At 57.3% G+C, this 17,992-nt stretch carries 17 protein-coding genes; 5 read left to right on the top strand and 12 right to left on the bottom strand.

Annotation, left to right across the window (positions count from 1 at the left end; all coding sequences use genetic code 11):
* Nucleotides 1-66 precede the first annotated feature (66 nt).
* From cysA to AB3U87_RS15645, 7 genes are all read right to left on the bottom strand, one after another.
* Nucleotides 67-1,161, bottom strand: a complete 1,095-nt coding sequence (cysA, locus tag AB3U87_RS15675) for a sulfate/thiosulfate ABC transporter ATP-binding protein CysA (RefSeq protein ID WP_253459460.1) — start codon at nt 1,159-1,161, stop codon at nt 67-69.
* Nucleotides 1,158-2,018: a sulfate/thiosulfate ABC transporter permease CysW gene (gene cysW / locus AB3U87_RS15670; RefSeq protein ID WP_253459457.1), complete on the bottom strand. Its 861-nt coding sequence runs from the start codon at nt 2,016-2,018 to the stop codon at nt 1,158-1,160. The genes cysA and cysW overlap by 4 nt, the downstream gene beginning before the upstream one ends.
* Nucleotides 2,018-2,851, bottom strand: coding sequence for a sulfate/thiosulfate ABC transporter permease CysT (gene cysT, locus AB3U87_RS15665; RefSeq protein ID WP_253459455.1), 834 nt, complete (start codon nt 2,849-2,851; stop codon nt 2,018-2,020). The genes cysW and cysT overlap by 1 nt, the downstream gene beginning before the upstream one ends.
* Entirely contained in the window at nt 2,851-3,867 is a 1,017-nt protein-coding gene (locus AB3U87_RS15660) for a sulfate ABC transporter substrate-binding protein (RefSeq protein WP_301251992.1), read from the bottom strand. Before AB3U87_RS15660 ends, cysT begins: the two co-directional genes overlap by 1 nt.
* Before the next feature lie 345 nt (nt 3,868-4,212).
* A complete protein-coding gene (locus AB3U87_RS15655; protein ID WP_253459451.1) occupies nt 4,213-4,824 on the bottom strand; it encodes an RpoE-regulated lipoprotein in 612 nt (203 codons plus the stop codon).
* Between the two features lie 94 nt (nt 4,825-4,918).
* A complete protein-coding gene (locus tag AB3U87_RS15650; RefSeq protein ID WP_253461253.1) occupies nt 4,919-5,371 on the bottom strand; it encodes a DUF2919 domain-containing protein in 453 nt (150 codons plus the stop codon).
* A 19-nt stretch (nt 5,372-5,390) separates the two neighbouring features.
* The gene (locus AB3U87_RS15645; RefSeq protein ID WP_125289591.1) at nt 5,391-5,816 is read right to left on the bottom strand and encodes a GNAT family acetyltransferase; all 426 of its coding nucleotides are present in this window, start codon (nt 5,814-5,816) and stop codon (nt 5,391-5,393) included.
* A gap of 276 nt (nt 5,817-6,092) precedes the next feature.
* Here AB3U87_RS15645 and amiA point away from each other — a divergent pair, with 276 nt between their 5' ends.
* The 4 genes from amiA (at nt 6,093) to tkt (ending at nt 11,314) form a co-directional block, all read left to right on the top strand.
* Nucleotides 6,093-6,953, top strand: coding sequence for an N-acetylmuramoyl-L-alanine amidase AmiA (amiA, locus tag AB3U87_RS15640; protein WP_370734359.1), 861 nt, complete (start codon nt 6,093-6,095; stop codon nt 6,951-6,953).
* A gap of 48 nt (nt 6,954-7,001) precedes the next feature.
* Nucleotides 7,002-7,910, top strand: a complete 909-nt coding sequence (hemF, locus tag AB3U87_RS15635; protein WP_253459447.1) for an oxygen-dependent coproporphyrinogen oxidase — start codon at nt 7,002-7,004, stop codon at nt 7,908-7,910.
* Between the two features lie 359 nt (nt 7,911-8,269).
* Nucleotides 8,270-9,220, top strand: coding sequence for a transaldolase (gene tal, locus AB3U87_RS15630; protein ID WP_253459445.1), 951 nt, complete (start codon nt 8,270-8,272; stop codon nt 9,218-9,220).
* Between the two features lie 93 nt (nt 9,221-9,313).
* The gene (tkt, locus tag AB3U87_RS15625) at nt 9,314-11,314 is read left to right on the top strand and encodes a transketolase (RefSeq protein ID WP_253459443.1); all 2,001 of its coding nucleotides are present in this window, start codon (nt 9,314-9,316) and stop codon (nt 11,312-11,314) included.
* Here tkt and AB3U87_RS15620 read toward each other — a convergent pair.
* Entirely contained in the window at nt 11,311-12,690 is a 1,380-nt protein-coding gene (locus tag AB3U87_RS15620; protein ID WP_253459441.1) for a heavy metal sensor histidine kinase, read from the bottom strand. The two genes, tkt and AB3U87_RS15620, sit on opposite strands and share 4 nt — an antisense overlap.
* A complete protein-coding gene (gene hprR / locus AB3U87_RS15615; protein ID WP_253459439.1) occupies nt 12,683-13,363 on the bottom strand; it encodes a response regulator transcription factor HprR in 681 nt (226 codons plus the stop codon). The genes AB3U87_RS15620 and hprR overlap by 8 nt, the downstream gene beginning before the upstream one ends.
* A 134-nt stretch (nt 13,364-13,497) precedes the next feature.
* On the opposite strand from hprR, the gene hiuH reads away from it, so the two are divergent.
* The gene (hiuH, locus tag AB3U87_RS15610; protein ID WP_253461251.1) at nt 13,498-13,908 is read left to right on the top strand and encodes a hydroxyisourate hydrolase; all 411 of its coding nucleotides are present in this window, start codon (nt 13,498-13,500) and stop codon (nt 13,906-13,908) included.
* A 100-nt stretch (nt 13,909-14,008) separates the two neighbouring features.
* Here hiuH and AB3U87_RS15605 read toward each other — a convergent pair whose 3' ends face one another.
* The 3 genes from AB3U87_RS15605 to ansP all read right to left on the bottom strand — a co-directional run bounded on the left by AB3U87_RS15605 (nt 14,009) and on the right by ansP (nt 17,842).
* Nucleotides 14,009-15,094, bottom strand: a complete 1,086-nt coding sequence (locus AB3U87_RS15605) for a DUF1176 domain-containing protein (protein WP_253459437.1) — start codon at nt 15,092-15,094, stop codon at nt 14,009-14,011.
* A 580-nt stretch (nt 15,095-15,674) separates the two neighbouring features.
* Entirely contained in the window at nt 15,675-16,256 is a 582-nt protein-coding gene (gene nudK / locus AB3U87_RS15600; RefSeq protein ID WP_369895784.1) for a GDP-mannose pyrophosphatase NudK, read from the bottom strand.
* A gap of 116 nt (nt 16,257-16,372) precedes the next feature.
* Complete coding sequence (gene ansP / locus AB3U87_RS15595; protein ID WP_253459433.1) at nt 16,373-17,842, bottom strand: L-asparagine permease; 1,470 nt, start codon at nt 17,840-17,842, stop codon at nt 16,373-16,375.
* Between the last annotated feature and the right edge of the window lie 150 nt (nt 17,843-17,992).

The following is a 17,992-nucleotide window of genomic DNA, read 5'->3' as shown; positions in this document are numbered from 1 at the left end:
TCCTGAAGAAGGCCTTACCGGCAAAAAAGGTCAGGCATAACCTGACCCGGATGGCGGTAGAAAATATCAGGCGCTCTGCGCAAAGGCAACCTGCCGCAGCGGCGTATCGCCTTTATAAAGGCGCGCCTGTTGCAGGCCGACAAAAAGACGCTCGCCGCGGATCGGCGCGGTTTGCTCGCCTTCCATCACTACGGTGATCGGTTCATGCTGCTCACCCCAGCCCGTGGGCTGTGCCACCAGCTGCCAGTAGTGGCCGCGCGGGCTGACTTCCAGCACCTGCACCGGCAGCGGCGTTTCCAGGCTGCTCTGGCGGCTGACGTCGATTTCCCACGGGCGCAGGAACAGTTCGACCGCACCCTGGTGCGCTGGCGCATAGCCCAGTGGCCAGCGATGCGCGCCGACATGGAACTGCGAACCGTGCACCTCAGCATCAAAGCGGTTCACTTCGCCCAGGAATTCCAGCACGAAACGGGTAGCCGGATCGCGCCATACTTCATCCGGCGCGCCAGCCTGCTCGATATTGCCCTGGCTCATCACCACCACGCGATCGGCGACTTCCATCGCCTCTTCCTGATCGTGGGTAACAAAGACGCTGGTGAACTTCAGCTCTTCGTGCAGCTGTCGCAGCCAGCGGCGCAGCTCTTTACGCACCTGCGCATCCAGCGCGCCAAAGGGTTCATCAAGCAGCAGAATTTGCGGATCGACCGCCAGCGCACGCGCCAGCGCCACCCGCTGTTTCTGACCGCCGGAAAGCTGTGCCGGGAAACGCCCGGCCAGATGTCCCAGCTGCACCATCTCCAGCAGGCGCGTGACTTTTTCTTTAATGGCCGCCGCAGAAGGACGCTCGCGGCGCGGCAGCACGGTCAGTCCAAACGCGATATTGTCGAACACCGTCATATGGCGGAACAGCGCATAGTGCTGGAATACAAAGCCGACGCGACGGTCGCGGGCGTGTAGCCGCGTCACATCGTTGCCGTGAAAGCTCAGACGGCCGCTGTTCTGGCTCTCCAGACCGGCGATAATACGCAGCAGCGTGGTTTTCCCGGAGCCGGACGGGCCCAGCAGCGCCACCATCTGACCAGAAGGGATATCCAGCGAAATATCGTTCAGCACTTTAGTCCGGCCAAAGGATTTGTTGATGTTACTGATTTCAATGCTCATTGTTCCCCCTCCCGTTGCGCGCGGCGTTCTAAACGCCATTGCAGCGCGCTTTTCAGAAACAGCGTGACTATCGCCATCAGGGTCAGCAGCGCGGCGGCGGTAAAAGCGCCCACGCTGTTGTAGTCCTGATGCAGTAATTCTACCTGTAGCGGCAGCGTGTAGGTTTCGCCGCGAATCGATCCCGAAACCACCGAAACCGCGCCAAACTCGCCAATCGCGCGCGCGTTAGTTAATACCAGGCCGTACAGCAGCGCCCAGCGGATATTTGGCAGCGTAACGCGCCAGAACATCTTCCAGCCGGAGGCGCCAAGCAGCACCGCGGCTTCATCTTCGCTGCTGCCCTGGCTCAGCATCACCGGCACCAGTTCGCGCACCACAAACGGACAGGTCACGAAGATAGTGACCATCGCCATACCCGGCCAGGAGAACATCAGCTGAATGCTGTGCTCGTCCAGCCAGCCGCCCGCCGGGCCGTTAACGCCCCAGAACAGCAGATACATCAGCCCCGCCACCACCGGCGACACGGCAAAAGGAATATCAAACAGCGTCAGCAGCAGCTGGCGGCCGGGAAAGGTGAAGCGCGTCACCAGCCAGGCCAGCAGCGTGCCGAACACCAGGTTAACCGGCACGGTGATCAGCGCCATCAGCACGGTCAGCCAGATGGCGTGCAGCATGTCGCCATCTTTCAGGTTGCTGAACATCGCCGTCACGCCGTCAGAAAAGGCGCTGGCGAAAATAGCGATAAGCGGCACCACCAGCAGGCCGAGCGAGACGATCATGCCCGTGGCGATCAGCAGCCATTTGCCCCAGCGCGGACGCTCGCGTCCAACGTGATTCAGTTCGGTAACGTCAGCCATTATTGACCTCCAAGACGACGGCCAAAGCGGCTTTGTAGAGTGTTAATCGCAAACAGCAGCAGCAGCGAGGCGGCCAGGATCACCGAAGCGATGGCGCTGGCTGCCGGATAGTCGAACTCCTGCAGACGCACGAAAATCATCAGCGAGGTCACCTCGGTTTTCCAGGCGATATTACCGGCAATAAAGATCACCGCGCCGAACTCGCCCAGGCTGCGGGTAAAAGAGAGCGCCGTGCCGGCCAGCAGCGCCGGGCCAACTTCCGGCAGCACCACGCGGCGGAAGCTCTGAAACGGCGTGGCGCCGAGGGTTTCCGCCGCCTCTTCATATTCCGGGCCAAGCTCTTCCAGCACCGGCTGCACCGTGCGCACCACGAAAGGAATGCTGGTAAAGGCCATCGCCACGGCGATCCCCAGCCAGGTGTAGGAAACTTTAATATCGAACTGCGCCAGCCACTGCCCGTACCAGCCGTTCACGGAAAAAAGCCCGGCCAGCGTCAGGCCCGCTACCGCCGTCGGCAGCGCAAAAGGCAGATCCATTAAGCCATCCAGCAGCGCGCGCCCCGGAAAACGGTAGCGCGTCAGGATCCAGGCCATCAGCATGCCGAAAAAGGCGTTAAACACCGAGGCGACGCCCGCCGACAGCAGCGTCACCTTATAGGCGGCAATCATCTGGGGATTGGTTACCACATCCCAGTACTGTGCCAGCGTCATCTCAGACAGCTGCATCAGCAGCGCGCTGATCGGCAACAGCAGGATCAGACAGGTAAAAAACAGACTACTGCCCAGGCTCAGTCCAAAGCCGGGCAGCACGCGCTTACTTTTAGTGGCAAACATTACTCACGTCCCGCTGCTAACAACTTATCCAGTTCGCCACCGCTGGCGAACTGCGTTTTCATGACCTGCTCCCAGCTGCCGAATACCTGTTCCACGCGGAACAAATCGACGGCCGGAAAGCGCTGCCGCTGCTGCGCCATCAGCTCAGGATTATTTACGCGGTAATAATATTGAGTGATGATTTTCTGCGCCGCAGGCGTGTAGAGATAGTTCAGGTACGCTTTGGCCGCTTTTTCCGTATGGTTGGCCGCCACGTTTTTATCGATCCATGTGACCGGGAACTCCGCCAGCACGTTGCTGTGCGGGACAATCACCTCAAAATCCTGCTGCGGGTACTGATTACGGATAGTGTTCACTTCCGACTCAAAAGTGATCAGCACGTCGCCAAGCCCGCGCTCGACGAAAGTGGTGGTCGCGCCGCGCCCGCCGGTATCAAAAACCTCGACGTTTTTAAGGAACTGCGCCATAAACCGTTCGGTTTTTGCTTTGTCGTGTCCGTCCGCTTTATCCGCCGCGCCCCACGCCGCCAGCCAGGTATAACGACCGTTGCCGGAGGTTTTTGGATTAGGAAATATCAGCTTTACGTCGCTTTTGACCAGGTCGCGCCAGTCATGGATCTGCTTTGGATTGCCCTTGCGCACCAGAAAAGCCATGGTGGAATAGAAAGGCGAGCTGTTGTTGGGCAAACGCTGCTGCCAGTCCGCCGGAATGAGGTTGCCGCGATCGTGCAGGATCTGCACGTCGGTCAACTGGTTATAGGTTACGACATCGGCTTTCAGGCCCTGCAAAATGGCCAGCGCCTGTTTGGACGACCCGGCGTGTGACTGCCTGATCGTCAGCTTGTCGCCGCCGTTTTGCTGTGCCCAACGCTGTTCAAAAGGCGTGTTCAGGGCCGCAAACAGTTCGCGTGAGACATCATAAGAGCTGTTCAGCAGCTCTGTCGCCTGGGCTGACCCGGCCAGCAGCAGCAGAACGGCGCCGCTACAGATTTTTTTCAGTGTGGTCATGCTGTTCATCCCGGAATGATGGCCCGTCTCACGGCCTGAGAGGGTTCAGTTTATTTATAACCACACGAAAAGGAGTAACTGTTTTATATACCGTTTGGTGATTTGGAAGTTTAAAAAGCTATAAGCGGGCGGGACAGGTTATGCAGCGGGCAGAAATAGAAAGCCTGTTTGAAGCAACGATCGCGCAAGGGGAACACCATGTCCAGGGAACGGTCGCGGATACGCCGGGCGGCGTGTGCTGGCTGCGCGCGTGGAACGATCGGGAAAGGGACAGCAAGCGCAATGACTATCCCGATCTGTTTCTGATAACGGTAGCGGCGGCTATCTGTCCTGTGACACACAGCCGCAGGCCAATCAGCGGCGCCAGACGATCTGGCTTACCTGCCATTTCTTCAGCGTATCATCAGACGGCAACAGCCCTTCCGGCCCGTGCCATTCGCCGGTAAAGACGTAGCTGATATGCTGGCTGTCCGGCGCGCGGCACTCTACTCCCTTGCCGCCAGCAGCCTTCTGACAGGCACCGAAAGCGCGGCTATAGAGGTCGCTAAAAGGCGTGCCGATCTTCACACCAGAGGTAGTCTGGATGCTGTCATCCATCACCCGCACCTCGCTGACGCTGGTTTCGCCCGTGATTTCCAGCTTCACCTCTTTGCCGTCGAGCGCCTGGAAGAAGGTGATAACCTTGCCGTTTTCGCCGCGCATCCCTTTACGTATCTGATAGTCGTCGTTCAGCGCTTCGCCAACCGCCTGCTCGTTCATCGCGGTCGCGCCGTTCAGGCCGCCAACGCCCTGCTCGCTGACCTCAGTAGCAGAACCGAACCAGTGCCAGGGCGAGAGGCTGGACCAGGAATAGGTCAGCGGGTTCCACCAGGTGGCCCCGTGAGTGGCCGGTGCGGCGTCGCCGGAACTGGCGCAGCCAGCCAGCATAACGGCCGCGGCCAGGGCTAAAGGACGAACGGTTTTCATGAAAACTCCTGACAAAAAGAGAGGCGGCTGCCATAGCACAACGCCTTTTACGGCAGCCCCAAAGAAAGGTTGGAGTACGGATCGGCAGAAAAGTTTATTCGAGGTGCTGCTCTGGCGCAAAACAGTCGCGCAGCCGCGCGCTGAAGGCAAACCAGCCCAGCGCCAGCAGATCGAAACCGGTAAACAGGATCATCCACGGCGACAGCGTGTCCTCGCCCAGCCAGAGGCTGGCGAACTGCACGCAGAGCATCACGGCCAGCGACAGGCAGAGTACCCAGCGCCACGCCTGCCAGAGGCGCGGCAGACGCTGGCGATAGCCGGTCAGCAGCAGCCCTACCGCCGCAGGCACGCCCAGCGCAATGCCCGTCCAGAACGCGCGTGTATCCGGATAGAACAGCGCCAGCAGCGCCGTGCCCTGATCGCGAGAGGCACCGGCCATAATAAACAGTAGCCAGGTGCGCGCCTGCAGCAGCAGCACGCCCCAGAAGGCCAGCGGCAGCTTCAGCTGGCCTTTGGCATCGTAGTCGTCGGGCGTGTAGAGGCACATGGCGGAACGGTCGGCTGGCTTAATATTCGCGGTCTTCAATCAGGCGCTTACCAAGTAACATGCTGTCCTGCGTCTCGTAGTCCAGCTTTTCATAGAAACCCAACACCGCGTCGTTCTCTTCCCGCACCATCACGTTGATTTTCGGACAGCCGCGCGCAATCAGCTTTTTTTCAAGCCGGTTGATCAGCGCATTGGCGAAGCCACGGCCCTGATAGTCGGGATGCACGCCCAGATAGTAGGCTGAACCGCGATGGCCATCATAACCGCCCATCAGCGTACCGACCACGGCGCCGCCGACCACCGCCACCAGAAACAGGTCGGGATCGTGATTAAGTTTGCGCTCAATATCCATTTCCGGATCGTTCCACGGGCGCAGCAGATCGCAGCGTTCCCACAGGGTGATCACTTCTTCAAAATCGTCCTGGCTAAATACGCGAATTTCCATAGCGTTGTCCCAGATGTTAACCACAATTCGCTGATTATCGCGGTTTCTTTCGCGGGCGCAACCCTCCGAAGAGATAATTGCCAGAAAGTGGCAGAAAGCGGCTACATAATCCCCAGATAGCACGCGATTGCTTTTCCAGCTGGCTGCATGAGCAGTGAATTTACGCTGCCGTTAGCGGCCTGAAATAAAAAGTAAAACGTTGAAATAGTTCCCGCCTCGCTGTCGTCTTATTGTTACGATATAACAGTAAGCACTTTGCGCCCTGAGGATGTTGTAATGAAAAAGTTTGGCCCGATGACCCCGCTTACTTCCCGCCGTCAGCTGCTGCTTTCCGGCCTGGCGCTGGCGCTGCTGGGCGGCAGTGCCGCCAGGGCAAAAGAAGCACCGCTTAAAACAGCATCCGCGCACGGGGCCACGCCGCCTGAAGCAAAGGGTAAAAGGATTGTGATGATCGATCCCGGCCACGGCGGCATCGATTCTGGCGCGGTAGGTGAAGAAGGTTCGGAAGAAAAACACGTGGTGCTGGAGATAGCCGGACATATCCGTCAGATGCTGAGCGATCATCCTCATATCGAGGCGCGACTGACGCGGGATAACGATCGCTTTATCCCGCTGGGCGAGCGCGTGGAAATTGCACACCAGCACGGCGCCGATCTTTTTATGTCGATACACGCCGACGGTTTTACCAGCCCCGATGCCAACGGCGCTTCGGTTTTCGCCCTTTCTAACCGTGGTGCCAGCAGCCGAATGGCCCGCTATCTGTCCGAGCGCGAAAACGCTGCCGATGCCGTGGGCGGCGTCAAGGTAGCGCAAAAGGATCACTATCTACAGCAGGTGCTGTTTGATTTGGTGCAGACCGATACGATTAAAAATAGCCTGACGCTGGGCAAGCACGTGCTGAGCCAGATCCGGCCGATTCACCATTTGCACAGTCAGCATCCCGAGCAGGCCGCTTTTGCCGTGCTGAAATCGCCTTCTATCCCTTCGGTGCTGGTGGAAACCTCTTTTATTACCAACCCCGCCGAAGAGCGCTTGCTGGGCACCACCGCTTTCCGTCGGAAAATCGCCGGCGCTATAGTGGATGGCGTTATCAGCTATTTTAATGAGTTCGATGCCAACAACCGCCGCCCCGGCTAGGGCATTTTGACGTATACTTCGCGCGTCATTTTACAGTCAGGCAAAACCATGAATACACCCGATATCGCCCTGGTAAAGCAGTTTCTGCTCAGGTTACAGGACACAATCTGTCAGCAGCTGGCGCAGGCTGACGGCAAGGCGCAGTTTGCGGAAGACAGCTGGACGCGCGAAGGCGGCGGCGGCGGCAGAAGCCGCGTGCTGCGCAACGGCGCGGTGTTTGAACAGGCTGGCGTTAACTTTTCTCATGTGCACGGCGACCAGATGCCCGCCTCCGCCACCGCGCACCGGCCGGAGCTGGCCGGCCGCAGTTTTGAAGCGATGGGCGTATCGCTGGTGATCCATCCGTCCAATCCTTACGTGCCCACCAGCCACGCCAACGTGCGCTTTTTTATTGCCGAAAAGCCGGGCGCCGACCCGGTATGGTGGTTCGGCGGCGGTTTCGATATGACGCCTTACTATGGCTTTACGGAAGACGCGGTGCACTGGCATCAAACCGCGGCCGATCTCTGTCAGCCCTTTGGCGAAGAGGTCTATCCGCGCTACAAAAAGTGGTGTGACGACTATTTCTTTATTAAACACCGTAACGAGCAGCGCGGCATCGGCGGCCTGTTTTTTGACGATTTGAACACGCCGGATTTTGACCACTGTTTTCGCTTTATGCAGGCGGTCGGCGAAGGCTTCCTGAACGCTTATTTGCCGATAGTGGCGCGGCGCAAAACGCTGCCGTGGGGCGAGCGCGAGCGCCAGTTCCAGCTTTACCGCCGTGGCCGCTATGTGGAGTTCAACCTGGTGTGGGATCGCGGCACGCTGTTTGGTCTGCAGACCGGCGGCCGTACCGAATCCATTCTGATGTCGATGCCGCCGCTGGTACGCTGGGAATACGACTACCAGCCGCAGCCGGGCACGCCGGAAGCCGCGCTGTACACCGATTTCCTGCCGGTTAAAGCCTGGATTTAACATTGATATAGCGAGCCGGAAGCCGCCGCTCGCTATTTTTCCCCTCGCCTTCCCCAAAAATGTAGCAGCCAGTGCTGCCGCCTGCCGTAATCCTGAAGAAGTGCTACACTTTCAGGTACCGCGTTTTACCAGCCATTGGGCTAACCCATTGCAACAATCAGAGAAAACGCATTCCCATTACAGGACGTCTGATGCAATGTTTGGCCTGAGAATAATCCACCGCGTCGGAAGCCGGCCCTGCGTAAATGCACAGGATTGCGGCCCGGTTCGTTCGCTATTGGGCTTTGTAGCCCGGCGACAGCCGATGTTCCGGCACGGTCATCATTAGTTTTGCAGATTGCCCATCAAGGAGCCATGAGATGAACCAGCTAGACGCACTGAAACAATACACCACCGTGGTGGCGGACAGTGGCGATATCGAATCTATTCGTAATTATCACCCTGAAGATGCCACCACCAACCCATCTCTGATCCTGAAAGCCTCCAGCCTCGACTCTTACAAGCACCTGATCACCGACGCTATCGACTACGCCAAAAAACAGGGCGGCAGCAAAGAGACGCAAATCATCAACGCCAGCGACAAAGTCAACGTCAACCTCGGTATGGAAATCCTGAAAAGCGTGCCTGGCCGCGTTTCTACCGAGGTGGACGCTCGCCTGTCGTTTGACCGCGGCATGTGCGTGACCAAAGCCGAGAAGCTGGTGAGAATGTACGAAGACAACGGTATCGACCGTTCACGTATTCTGATCAAGCTCGCTTCCACCTGGGAAGGCATCCGCGCGGCGGAAGAACTGGAGAAAAACGGCATCAACTGTAACCTGACGCTGCTGTTCTCCTTTGCCCAGGCGCGCGCCTGTGCGGAAGCGGGCGTGTTCCTGATTTCGCCGTTTGTCGGCCGTATCTACGACTGGTACAACACCCGCAAGCCGCTTGACCCTTATGTGGTGGATGAAGATCCAGGCGTGGTTTCCGTTCGTAAAATCTACGAGTACTACAAGCAGCACCGCTATAACACCATCATCATGGGCGCCAGCTTCCGTAAAACGGAACAAATCATCGCGCTGGCGGGCTGCGATCGCCTGACTATTTCACCAAACCTGCTGGAAGAGCTGCAGGCCAGCGACGCGCCGGTTGAGCGCAAGCTGACGCCGTCAACTGAAGCTTTCCACCAGCCTGCTCCGCTTTCTGAATCGGAGTTCCGCTGGGAGCACAATCAGGATCCTATGGCGGTAGAAAAACTGGCCGAAGGTATCCGCCAGTTTGCCGTTGACCAACAGCACCTGGAAGACGTGCTGGCCGCTAAGCTGTAATTTCGTTCACGGGCCTCCCCGACGCGCGTCGGGGAAAGTCGCCCGACGTTTATTTGCCCAGTTCGTCCCCCCAAAAATATCAGGGAGAAAAATATGTCTTCACGTAGAGAGTTGGCTAATGCAATCCGTGCGCTGAGTATGGATGCGGTGCAAAAAGCCAAATCGGGTCACCCAGGCGCCCCAATGGGCATGGCAGATATTGCAGAAGTGCTGTGGCGCGACTTTTTGCATCACAACCCGACTAACCCTGCCTGGGCCGATCGCGACCGTTTTATCCTTTCCAACGGTCACGGCTCCATGCTGCTGTACAGCCTGCTGCACCTGAGCGGCTATGACCTGCCGATTGAAGAACTGAAAAACTTCCGCCAGCTGCATTCCAAAACGCCGGGCCACCCGGAAATCGGCTACACGCCAGGCGTGGAAACCACTACCGGCCCGCTGGGTCAGGGTCTGGCCAACGCCGTGGGTCTGGCGATTGCCGAACGCACGCTGGCCGCGCAGTTTAACCGTCCCGATCATGAGATCGTCGATCACCATACCTATGTGTTTATGGGCGACGGCTGCCTGATGGAAGGTATCTCGCATGAAGTTTGCTCGCTGGCCGGCACGCTGGGTCTTGGCAAGCTGATCGGTTTCTACGATCACAACGGCATTTCGATCGACGGCGAAGTGGAAGGCTGGTTCAGCGATGATACCGCCAAGCGTTTTGAAGCCTACAACTGGCATGTGATCAGCGAAGTAGACGGTCACGACGCCGAAGCGGTAGCGAAAGCGATCAAAGAAGCGCAGAGCGTGACCGATAAGCCTTCTCTGATCATCTGCCGTACCATTATCGGCTACGGTTCGCCAAACAAAGCCGGTAAAGAAGAAGCGCACGGCGCGGCGCTGGGCGATGAAGAGATCGCACTGACCCGCAAACAGCTGGGCTGGAACTATCCGCCGTTCGAAATCCCGCAGGAAATTTACGCACAGTGGGATGCCAAAGAAGCGGGCCAGCAGTATGAGAAAGCATGGAACGACAAGTTCGCAGCTTATAAAGCGGCTTATCCGGAACTGGCGAAAGAGTACGCTCGTCGTATGGATGGCGGCATGCCGGAAAACTGGCAGCAGGAAACGCAGAAGTTTATCGAAGAGCTGCAGGCTAATCCGGCGAAAATCGCCAGCCGTAAAGCTTCCCAGAACTCGCTGGAAGCCTATGGCAAGCTGCTGCCGGAATTCCTGGGCGGTTCCGCTGACCTGGCGCCAAGCAACCTGACTATCTGGTCCGGTTCCAAATCGATTAAAGACGACCTGGCGGGTAACTATATCCACTACGGCGTGCGCGAATTCGGTATGACCGCTATCGCTAACGGCATCGCGCATCACGGCGGCTTTGTGCCTTACACCGCTACCTTCCTGATGTTCGTCGAGTATGCGCGTAACGCCGTGCGTATGGCGGCGCTGATGAAGGCGCGTCAGATCCTGGTCTACACACACGACTCCATCGGTCTGGGCGAAGATGGCCCGACGCACCAGCCGGTTGAGCAGATCGCCAGCCTGCGCGTTACGCCAAACATGAGCGTCTGGCGTCCTTGCGATCAGGTAGAAACCGCCGTGGCCTGGAAACACGCGATTGAGCGCCACCACGGCCCGACCGCGCTGATCCTTTCCCGTCAGAACCTGGCGCAGCCGGAGCGCACCAAAGAGCAGCTGGAAAACATCTCTCGCGGCGCCTACGTCCTGAAAGATAGCGAAGGCACGCCGGAAGTGATCCTGATCGCAACCGGTTCTGAAGTGGAAATCACGCTGGGCGCGGCAGCAAAACTGACCGCCAACGGCCATAAAGTTCGCGTGGTGTCTATGCCTTCAACCGACCTGTTTGATAAGCAGGATCTGGCCTATCGCGAATCGGTGCTGCCTTCCGGCGTTACCGCTCGCGTGGCGGTGGAAGCGGGCATCGCAGACTACTGGTATAAGTATGTCGGCCTGAACGGCGCGATTGTCGGGATGACCACCTTTGGTGAGTCCGCACCGGCAGAGAAGCTGTTTAACGAGTTTGGCTTCACGGTGGAAAACATCGTCAGCCATGCAGAAAAACTGCTGAAGCCTCACTAAGCCTGTTCTCCTGCCCGCCCCTGGCGGGCAGGAGTCTCACCGCCCAGCCTGATACCAAACAGATTTTCCCCTTCGCGATGCTGATACCAGGCGTAGCCGCCGTGCAGTTCCGCAATAGCTTTAACCAGCGCCAGACCCAGTCCCGATCCCACGCTGTTGCGCGCCTCGTCTCCGCGCCAGAAGCGCTCAAATAATTTTTCCGTCTCCGCCAAAGGCTCACCCTTATTACCTACGGCTATATCGACAGCTTCTCCTGTCGCCTCGGTTTTTATGCGAACCAGCGTGTTTTCCGGCGCGTGGCGAACGGCATTGGTAATCAGATTGACCAGCGCCCGCTGAAACAGCATTTTATCGGCCTGAATATCGCCTTCCGCCTCCAGCGCAAAACGTAGCCCTTTTTCTTCCGCCAGCGGCTCCAGAAAATCGGTGATATTTTCCAGCGTGTCGGGCAGCGAAAAAACCTCTTTTCTGAGCGCCACGTTGTGGTGATCGGCTCTGGCCAGGAACAGAATGTTGTCGGTCAGGCGAGAGAGATTCTCCAGCTCTTCGATATTGCCTTCCAGCAGCTGCTGGTACGCTTCCGGCGTGCGCTCCTGCCCCAGCGCGACCTGATTCTGGCTGAGCATCACGTTGACCGGCGTGCGGAGCTCATGCGCCAGATCGTCGGCAAATCGGGTCAGCCGGGTAAAATCGTGCGCCAGGCGGCTGCGCATCACGTTAAGCGCCTCGCCCAGCGGCAGCAGCTCGCGGGGCAGAGTATTCAGTGGAACGCTGTCAGAAAGCCTGTCGGCGTGGGTGGCCGCGGTGATTTTGCTGAGCGCGCCTATGGCTCTTAGTCCCCGCCGGATCAGCAGAGGACTCAGGATAGCCCCAAGCATCAGCGCAGCCAGGCACACCAGCAGGCTTTCCTGGCGATACTGCTCCAGCATTTTGGCTCTTTCGCGCGCCAGCCGCGCTACCGTCAGCGTCACCGCGCCGCCGTTCGATTCGCCTTGCAGACTGAGAATGGTTAGCTCTTCACCTTCTTTGGTGCGCTGTCGGCGAAGCACGCCCGGCTGGTTTTCTGCGGTCAGCGCCGCCAGCCCAATGCCCGTCTGGTTAATCGTCACGTCCGGCCCCGCAGCCTGACGGATCAGCAGGATATCCTGCTGCGTGTCCACCATGCGGCTGAAATAAAGCGGCAGCATTTCCGGCTTCGCGCCATCCTGCAACAGCTGGCGCAGCTGAAGCGCCCGATTAATCAGCGTGCGATCGTCACGCCAGATCAGCTCGTGGCGTAACGCGCCGTAAAGCGTCAGCGTGATGCCGCCGCAGGCCGCCGCCATAATCAGCACAAAAATGATCGTGAGTCGGGCCGTCAGCGAGATCTTACGCATGCGGTTCTCCCGGCTCTGCCAGCCGGTATCCCATCCCGCGCACGGTGTCGATCAGTTTCGGCTCATAGGGGTCGTCTATCTTGCGGCGCAAACGGCGGATAGCTACGTCAACCGTGTTCGTTTCGCTGTCAAAATTAATGCCCCAGACCTCGCTGGCGATCAGCGTTCTCGGCACTATTTCTCCGCGTCGGCTGGCAAGCAGCCACAGCAGCGCGAATTCTCTACGGGTCAGCGCGACCGATTCGCCCTGCCGGCTGGCCGTCTGCCGCACCGAATCCATGACCAGATCGCCAACCGTCAGCACCGCTTGTGTAGGGTGATTCTGGCGCAGCTGCGCTCTGATGCGGGCCAGCAGCTCGGCAAAAGAGAAAGGTTTGACCAGGTAATCATTGGCGCCCAGCTCCAGCCCTTTAACGCGATCGTTTACCGAATCTCTTGCCGTCAGGCAAATTACCGGCGTGGCGCGGGCGGTACGCAGCGAGCGTAATACCTGCCATCCGTCCATGCCGGGCAGCATGATATCCAGCACGATAAGCGCATAGTTCTGGCTCAGGGCCAGGTGCAGTCCGTCGCGGCCGTCGGTGACGCTGTCCACCACAAATCCGGCTTCGCGCAGGCCCTGACAAAGCCAGTCGCTGGCTTTCTGGTTATCTTCAATCAGCAATAGTTTCATAAGCACAAGTCTGCCACGAGGCGGAAATTTTGTCCCCGAACTTCAGCCAATCTGACATTTTTGTCATGCTCGCGTCAGGTTGTTTCCCTTTGTTCTACGTTATAAAGAGGCATATTCAAACAGGAGAAGTGATGATGAAACAGTATTTCAACGCGGCAGCGCTGGCGCTCGCCCTTACCGCTTCTGCCTCCGCGATGGCCGCAGAGCAGAATCTTTTAAGCGTACACGTGCTGAACCAGCAAACTGGCAAACCGGCATCGAATGTGGAAGTTACGCTGGAGCAGAAACAGGACGCGGGCTGGAAATTCCTTAACAAGGCCAGCACCGATAAGGATGGACGTATTAAACAGTTCTGGCCTGCGCAGCCTGCAGCCACCGGCGATTACCGCGTCGTATTTAAAACCGGACGCTATTTTAGCGAGCAAAAGCAGGAGAGCTTCTTCCCGGAGATCCCGGTAGAGTTTCATATCAGCAACACGGCCGAGCATTATCATGTGCCGCTGCTGCTTAGCCAGTACGGCTACTCAACCTATCGCGGCAGCTGATCGCGTAAACGGGCGCCTCACCGGGCTGGGGCGCCGTGAATCAGGTAAAAGCTTTGCGCTTTTCTACGCCGTTCAGGAAAGCATACTCAATGAAGCCTTTTCACTCCGTAGACGCCTGCTCTGGCGCAGGCGGCATATCCCTTTTGCTGGTCCAGAGCGTCGGCCAGTCGTCGCTGCCGTGCCAGGCATCGCAGGTTCCCTCTTCCGCATATTCCGTCAGCACAAACTCGCGCCCGTCATACTGCCAGCGGGTAGCCGTACCGCAGTCGCCAAGGCCTCTTCCTTTGCCAAACGTCAGCAGCTCGCCGCGGCTGGCATCATAATCGGCATTGATCAGCTCCAGCTTTTTTTCTCCATGACGCGGCGGCGTAAAAGGCAGCGTCAGGGTCAATCCTCTGGCCATATAGGGCTGGCTGCGGGTGACCTCGAAAGCAAGATCGATAACGTTATAGGCACCCATTTCACAGCTGACCAGCAACAGGGCTTTTTTATCGTTCAGCGGCGCGACGCTGACCTGGCGACGCTGAGGATCCAACGAGCAGCGATCGGTATTGACGCGCCAGGTGCCGTAATCCAGCAGGCCGGTAGTTTCTTCACGCGTCAGGGCGGGCGGCACCGGTTGCAGACGGGGAGCTTCGGGGAAATCGGGCGGCGGCGGCACGTCCATTGCCGGACGTTCACCCTTTTTAATCCAGGCGCTCATGCCGTTGACCCGCCCCTGGATATCATCCATCAGCAGCAGCGCCGCTTTCAGGCCGTGCAGCGAGATAGTGGCGCGCGGCCGATAAAGCAGCTGTAGATTATCAGCGTCCATCACCAGCGACAGAAACTCATTGATGGAGATAGCATGGCCGGTAGAAAGGTGATGCGGCTGAACCTCCCAATGTTTTAAATCGGGCTTCAGCCGCTGGCCGTCCAGCAGCAGATTGTCCTGCAAAGGCGCGCCGCTCAGCTTGCCGGTATAGCGACTGCCGTAATCAATACGCAGAAAGGGCCGATCGTTAACGCCGGCATGACGGCTGATGGTCATCACCAGCCCGTTGACGCCCGGCACGCTCCGGGCCACGCAGTAGTTCTGGTTATTACAGGTTATCTGCCAGTCAGAAAAGGTTTTTTGCAGGGGTTCGGCATGCAGTCCGGCGGCAAAAAACAGCAGCGCCAAAGGTAACTTTATCCAATAATGCATCGATACCCGTATCCCCGAATGACAGTTAAGCAGTAAGCATAGCGTAGCGGTTACCGCTCGGCACAATTAAATCAGCCGCAGCGCATTAAAAGAATAATTACCCGCTTTAATTATATTGAACTTTATGTGCAGGCGGCTCAATCAGATAAATCGGACAAGGAAAAAAGCGCCGCAGGACCGTCAAAAAATCGCTTATTATCAGATGAAAATAAAGTTTTTTTGTTTAGAAAGGATTAAAACTGCGGTAATAGTGTGAGCTTCATCACCTTTTGCACCCGGCGCGGCAAAGCCTGTGCGGCGGCTGCAAGCTGTCCGAATAAGATTGTTAAGCCTGAAATTTCATCATATAAGCAGATAGTTCTGATGCCAGCCTGAATAGCCTGCTCAGAGGCACATGCAAAAAGTTTATTCTCCTCCCTGTTTAGCTTATATTTATGCCATCGTCTGCGAAGATATTAAATAAATAATTAACTGAAGTTAACCCGCAAAAACTAAGGTTAATATTTGCGGATTATTTTATTTATTGACCCGGACGCTCTTATCTTATTAAGACCTGCTGTTAATCATCAGTCCGTCATTTTTAACCCAGCGTTAACCAACCTTCAATCAGCGCATACTGGAGCAGCATCACCGTTTTAGCATCTTTAATCTGCCCTGTTTTCACCCTGCTCCAGGCATCGGCAAAGCTCAGCTCCATCACGTCAATATCTTCATCGTCAACGCCGCCGCCTGCCGTGGCCCGCAGCGAGTCGTTATACTCTGCGGCAAAAAAATGCAGCCGTTCGGTTACGCCTCCTGGCGACATATAAAGATCGTAAAGCTTGACCACTTCTCCCACTTCATAGCCGGTTTCTTCAACCGCTTCCTTACGGATACAGACTTCCGGCGAATCATCGTCCAGCAAGCCGGCGCAGGTTTCGATCAGCAGGCCGCTGTCGTTGCCGTTCAGCCAGGTGGCGATACGAAACTGACGGGTCAGGACCACGCTGTTTTTTTCACGGTTGTAAAGCAGGATGGTGGCGCCGTCGCCGCGATCGTAAACTTCGCGCTTATGACGCAGGGTTTCCCCATTTTTCGTCGTAAGGTCATAGGTGAAGTTGCGCAGCAGGAACCAATTTTCCGACAGGATTTTATCTTTGATCACTTCGACTTTGACTGACATACAGGCTCCGTTGCCTTTAGCGGAAGTGAGCCATCATAAGGCCTGCCCTGGGGGAAAACTATCAGCGGACATAAAAAAGGCGGCCACAGGGGCCGCCTTTTACTGCTGCTTCAGCTTCAGCGCGACGTCTCTTCCGCCACGTGATCGTGCTCGGTCTGCGCGATTTGGTTAGCGCGTTTACGCACGCCGAACCAGCCCAGCACCAGCACGACGGCGATCAGCGGCACGGCGGCGATAGTGTAGGTGCCGTTCGGGTAGTCAAACGCCATCAGCACCAGCACGCTGGCCAGGAACAGCAGCGTCAGCCAGGACGTAAACGGCGCCCACGGCAGCTTAAAGCTGACGTCTTCCGCGCGGCCTTCTTTAATCGCCTTACGCAGACGCATCTGGCAAACCACGATAAAGGCCCAGGAAGAGATAATCCCTAAGGAAGCGATATTCAGTACGATTTCGAACACGCGCGAAGGCACGATATAGTTCAGCCAGACGCCCACGATATAGACGGCTATGGTGACCAGGATGCCCATATAAGGCACCTGTTGACCGCTCATTTTAGAGAGGAACTTTGGTGCCGATCCGCCCATAGACATCGAGCGCAGAATACGGCCGGTAGAATAGAGGCCAGAGTTCAGGCTGGAGAGCGCCGCGCTGAGCACCACGATATTCATGATGCTGCCGATATAGGGCACGCCCAGCTTCGAGAAGAAGGTAACAAACGGGCTTTGACCCGCCTGATAGGCGTTCCACGGCAGCAGCAGCACCAGCAACACCACGGAGCCGACATAGAACAGGCCGATACGCCAGATCACGCTGTTGATCGCTTTCGGCAGCATGGTCTTCGGATCTTTACACTCTCCCGCCGCCGTGCCAACCAGCTCGATAGAGGCGAAGGCGAAAACGACGCCCTGCACCAGCACCAGCGCAGGCAGCAAACCGTGCGGGAAGAAGCCGCCGTTATCGGTAATCAAGTGGAAGCCGGTGGCGTTGCCGTCCAGCGGCTTGCCGCTGCCAAGAAACACCACGCCCACAATCAGGAAAAGCGCGATAGCCAGCACCTTCACCAGCGCAAACCAGAACTCCATTTCGGCAAACCATTTTACGCCGATCATGTTCATGGTGCCGACGATAGCCAGCGCGCCCAGCGCGAATACCCACTGCGGCACATCACCAAACGCGCCCCAGTAGTGCATATAAAGCGCTACGGCGGTGATATCCACGATCCCGGTCATCGCCCAGTTAACAAAGTACATCCAACCTGCAACGTACGAGGCTTTTTCGCCCAGGAATTCACGTGCGTAAGAAACGAAGCTGCCGCTGGAAGGACGATGTAAAACCAGCTCGCCCAACGCGCGGAGTATAAAGAAAGAGAAGATGCCGCATACCAGGTAGACGATAGCCAGCGCCGGACCGGCAATTTGCAATCGCGCGCCCGCACCCAGGAACAGGCCGGTACCAATAGCCCCGCCGATAGCAATCATCTGCACATGGCGATTGTCCATCGCTTTGTGATAGCCGGAATCATGAGAATTTAACCAACGTCTTCTTGCGGCGCGCTTGTCTGCTACCGCTTTTTTATCAGCTTTCATTTTCTTTCCTAATTATCCTGTCCACAGTGATACGGCTACCATTCCCGGGCGACCTGATTTCTGTTGCGCTAACCAAACGATTGCGTTGCCCGCAGGCGTTCGGGCGTTTTCCCCTCTTCCTGTAGTTATTGTGTTGACGGAAGCGGGAAA

Source organism: Erwinia plantamica, assembly GCF_043420595.1.
Classification (GTDB): domain Bacteria; phylum Pseudomonadota; class Gammaproteobacteria; order Enterobacterales; family Enterobacteriaceae; genus Erwinia; species Erwinia aeris.
Note: the sequence above shows the minus strand (reverse complement) of the source record. Positions and strands in the feature narration are given on the sequence as shown.

Excerpts from the sequence above, each read along its gene's own strand:
- cysT (WP_253459455.1), bottom strand. The coding sequence starts at position 2,851 with ATGTTTGCCACTAAAAGTAAGCGCGTGCTGCCCGGCTTTGGACTGAGC.
- tal (WP_253459445.1), top strand. The coding sequence starts at position 8,270 with ATGAACCAGCTAGACGCACTGAAACAATACACCACCGTGGTGGCGGAC.
- amiA (WP_370734359.1), top strand. The coding sequence starts at position 6,093 with ATGAAAAAGTTTGGCCCGATGACCCCGCTTACTTCCCGCCGTCAGCTG.
- cysW (WP_253459457.1), bottom strand. The coding sequence starts at position 2,018 with ATGGCTGACGTTACCGAACTGAATCACGTTGGACGCGAGCGTCCGCGC.
- cysA (WP_253459460.1), bottom strand. The coding sequence starts at position 1,161 with ATGAGCATTGAAATCAGTAACATCAACAAATCCTTTGGCCGGACTAAA.
- hemF (WP_253459447.1), top strand. The coding sequence starts at position 7,002 with ATGAATACACCCGATATCGCCCTGGTAAAGCAGTTTCTGCTCAGGTTA.
- nudK (WP_369895784.1), bottom strand. The coding sequence starts at position 16,256 with ATGTCAGTCAAAGTCGAAGTGATCAAAGATAAAATCCTGTCGGAAAAT.
- AB3U87_RS15620 (WP_253459441.1), bottom strand. The coding sequence starts at position 12,690 with ATGCGTAAGATCTCGCTGACGGCCCGACTCACGATCATTTTTGTGCTG.
- AB3U87_RS15605 (WP_253459437.1), bottom strand. The coding sequence starts at position 15,094 with ATGCATTATTGGATAAAGTTACCTTTGGCGCTGCTGTTTTTTGCCGCC.
- AB3U87_RS15655 (WP_253459451.1), bottom strand. The coding sequence starts at position 4,824 with ATGAAAACCGTTCGTCCTTTAGCCCTGGCCGCGGCCGTTATGCTGGCT.
- AB3U87_RS15650 (WP_253461253.1), bottom strand. The coding sequence starts at position 5,371 with ATGTGCCTCTACACGCCCGACGACTACGATGCCAAAGGCCAGCTGAAG.
- AB3U87_RS15645 (WP_125289591.1), bottom strand. The coding sequence starts at position 5,816 with ATGGAAATTCGCGTATTTAGCCAGGACGATTTTGAAGAAGTGATCACC.
- hprR (WP_253459439.1), bottom strand. The coding sequence starts at position 13,363 with ATGAAACTATTGCTGATTGAAGATAACCAGAAAGCCAGCGACTGGCTT.
- hiuH (WP_253461251.1), top strand. The coding sequence starts at position 13,498 with ATGAAACAGTATTTCAACGCGGCAGCGCTGGCGCTCGCCCTTACCGCT.
- ansP (WP_253459433.1), bottom strand. The coding sequence starts at position 17,842 with ATGAAAGCTGATAAAAAAGCGGTAGCAGACAAGCGCGCCGCAAGAAGA.
- AB3U87_RS15660 (WP_301251992.1), bottom strand. The coding sequence starts at position 3,867 with ATGAACAGCATGACCACACTGAAAAAAATCTGTAGCGGCGCCGTTCTG.
- tkt (WP_253459443.1), top strand. The coding sequence starts at position 9,314 with ATGTCTTCACGTAGAGAGTTGGCTAATGCAATCCGTGCGCTGAGTATG.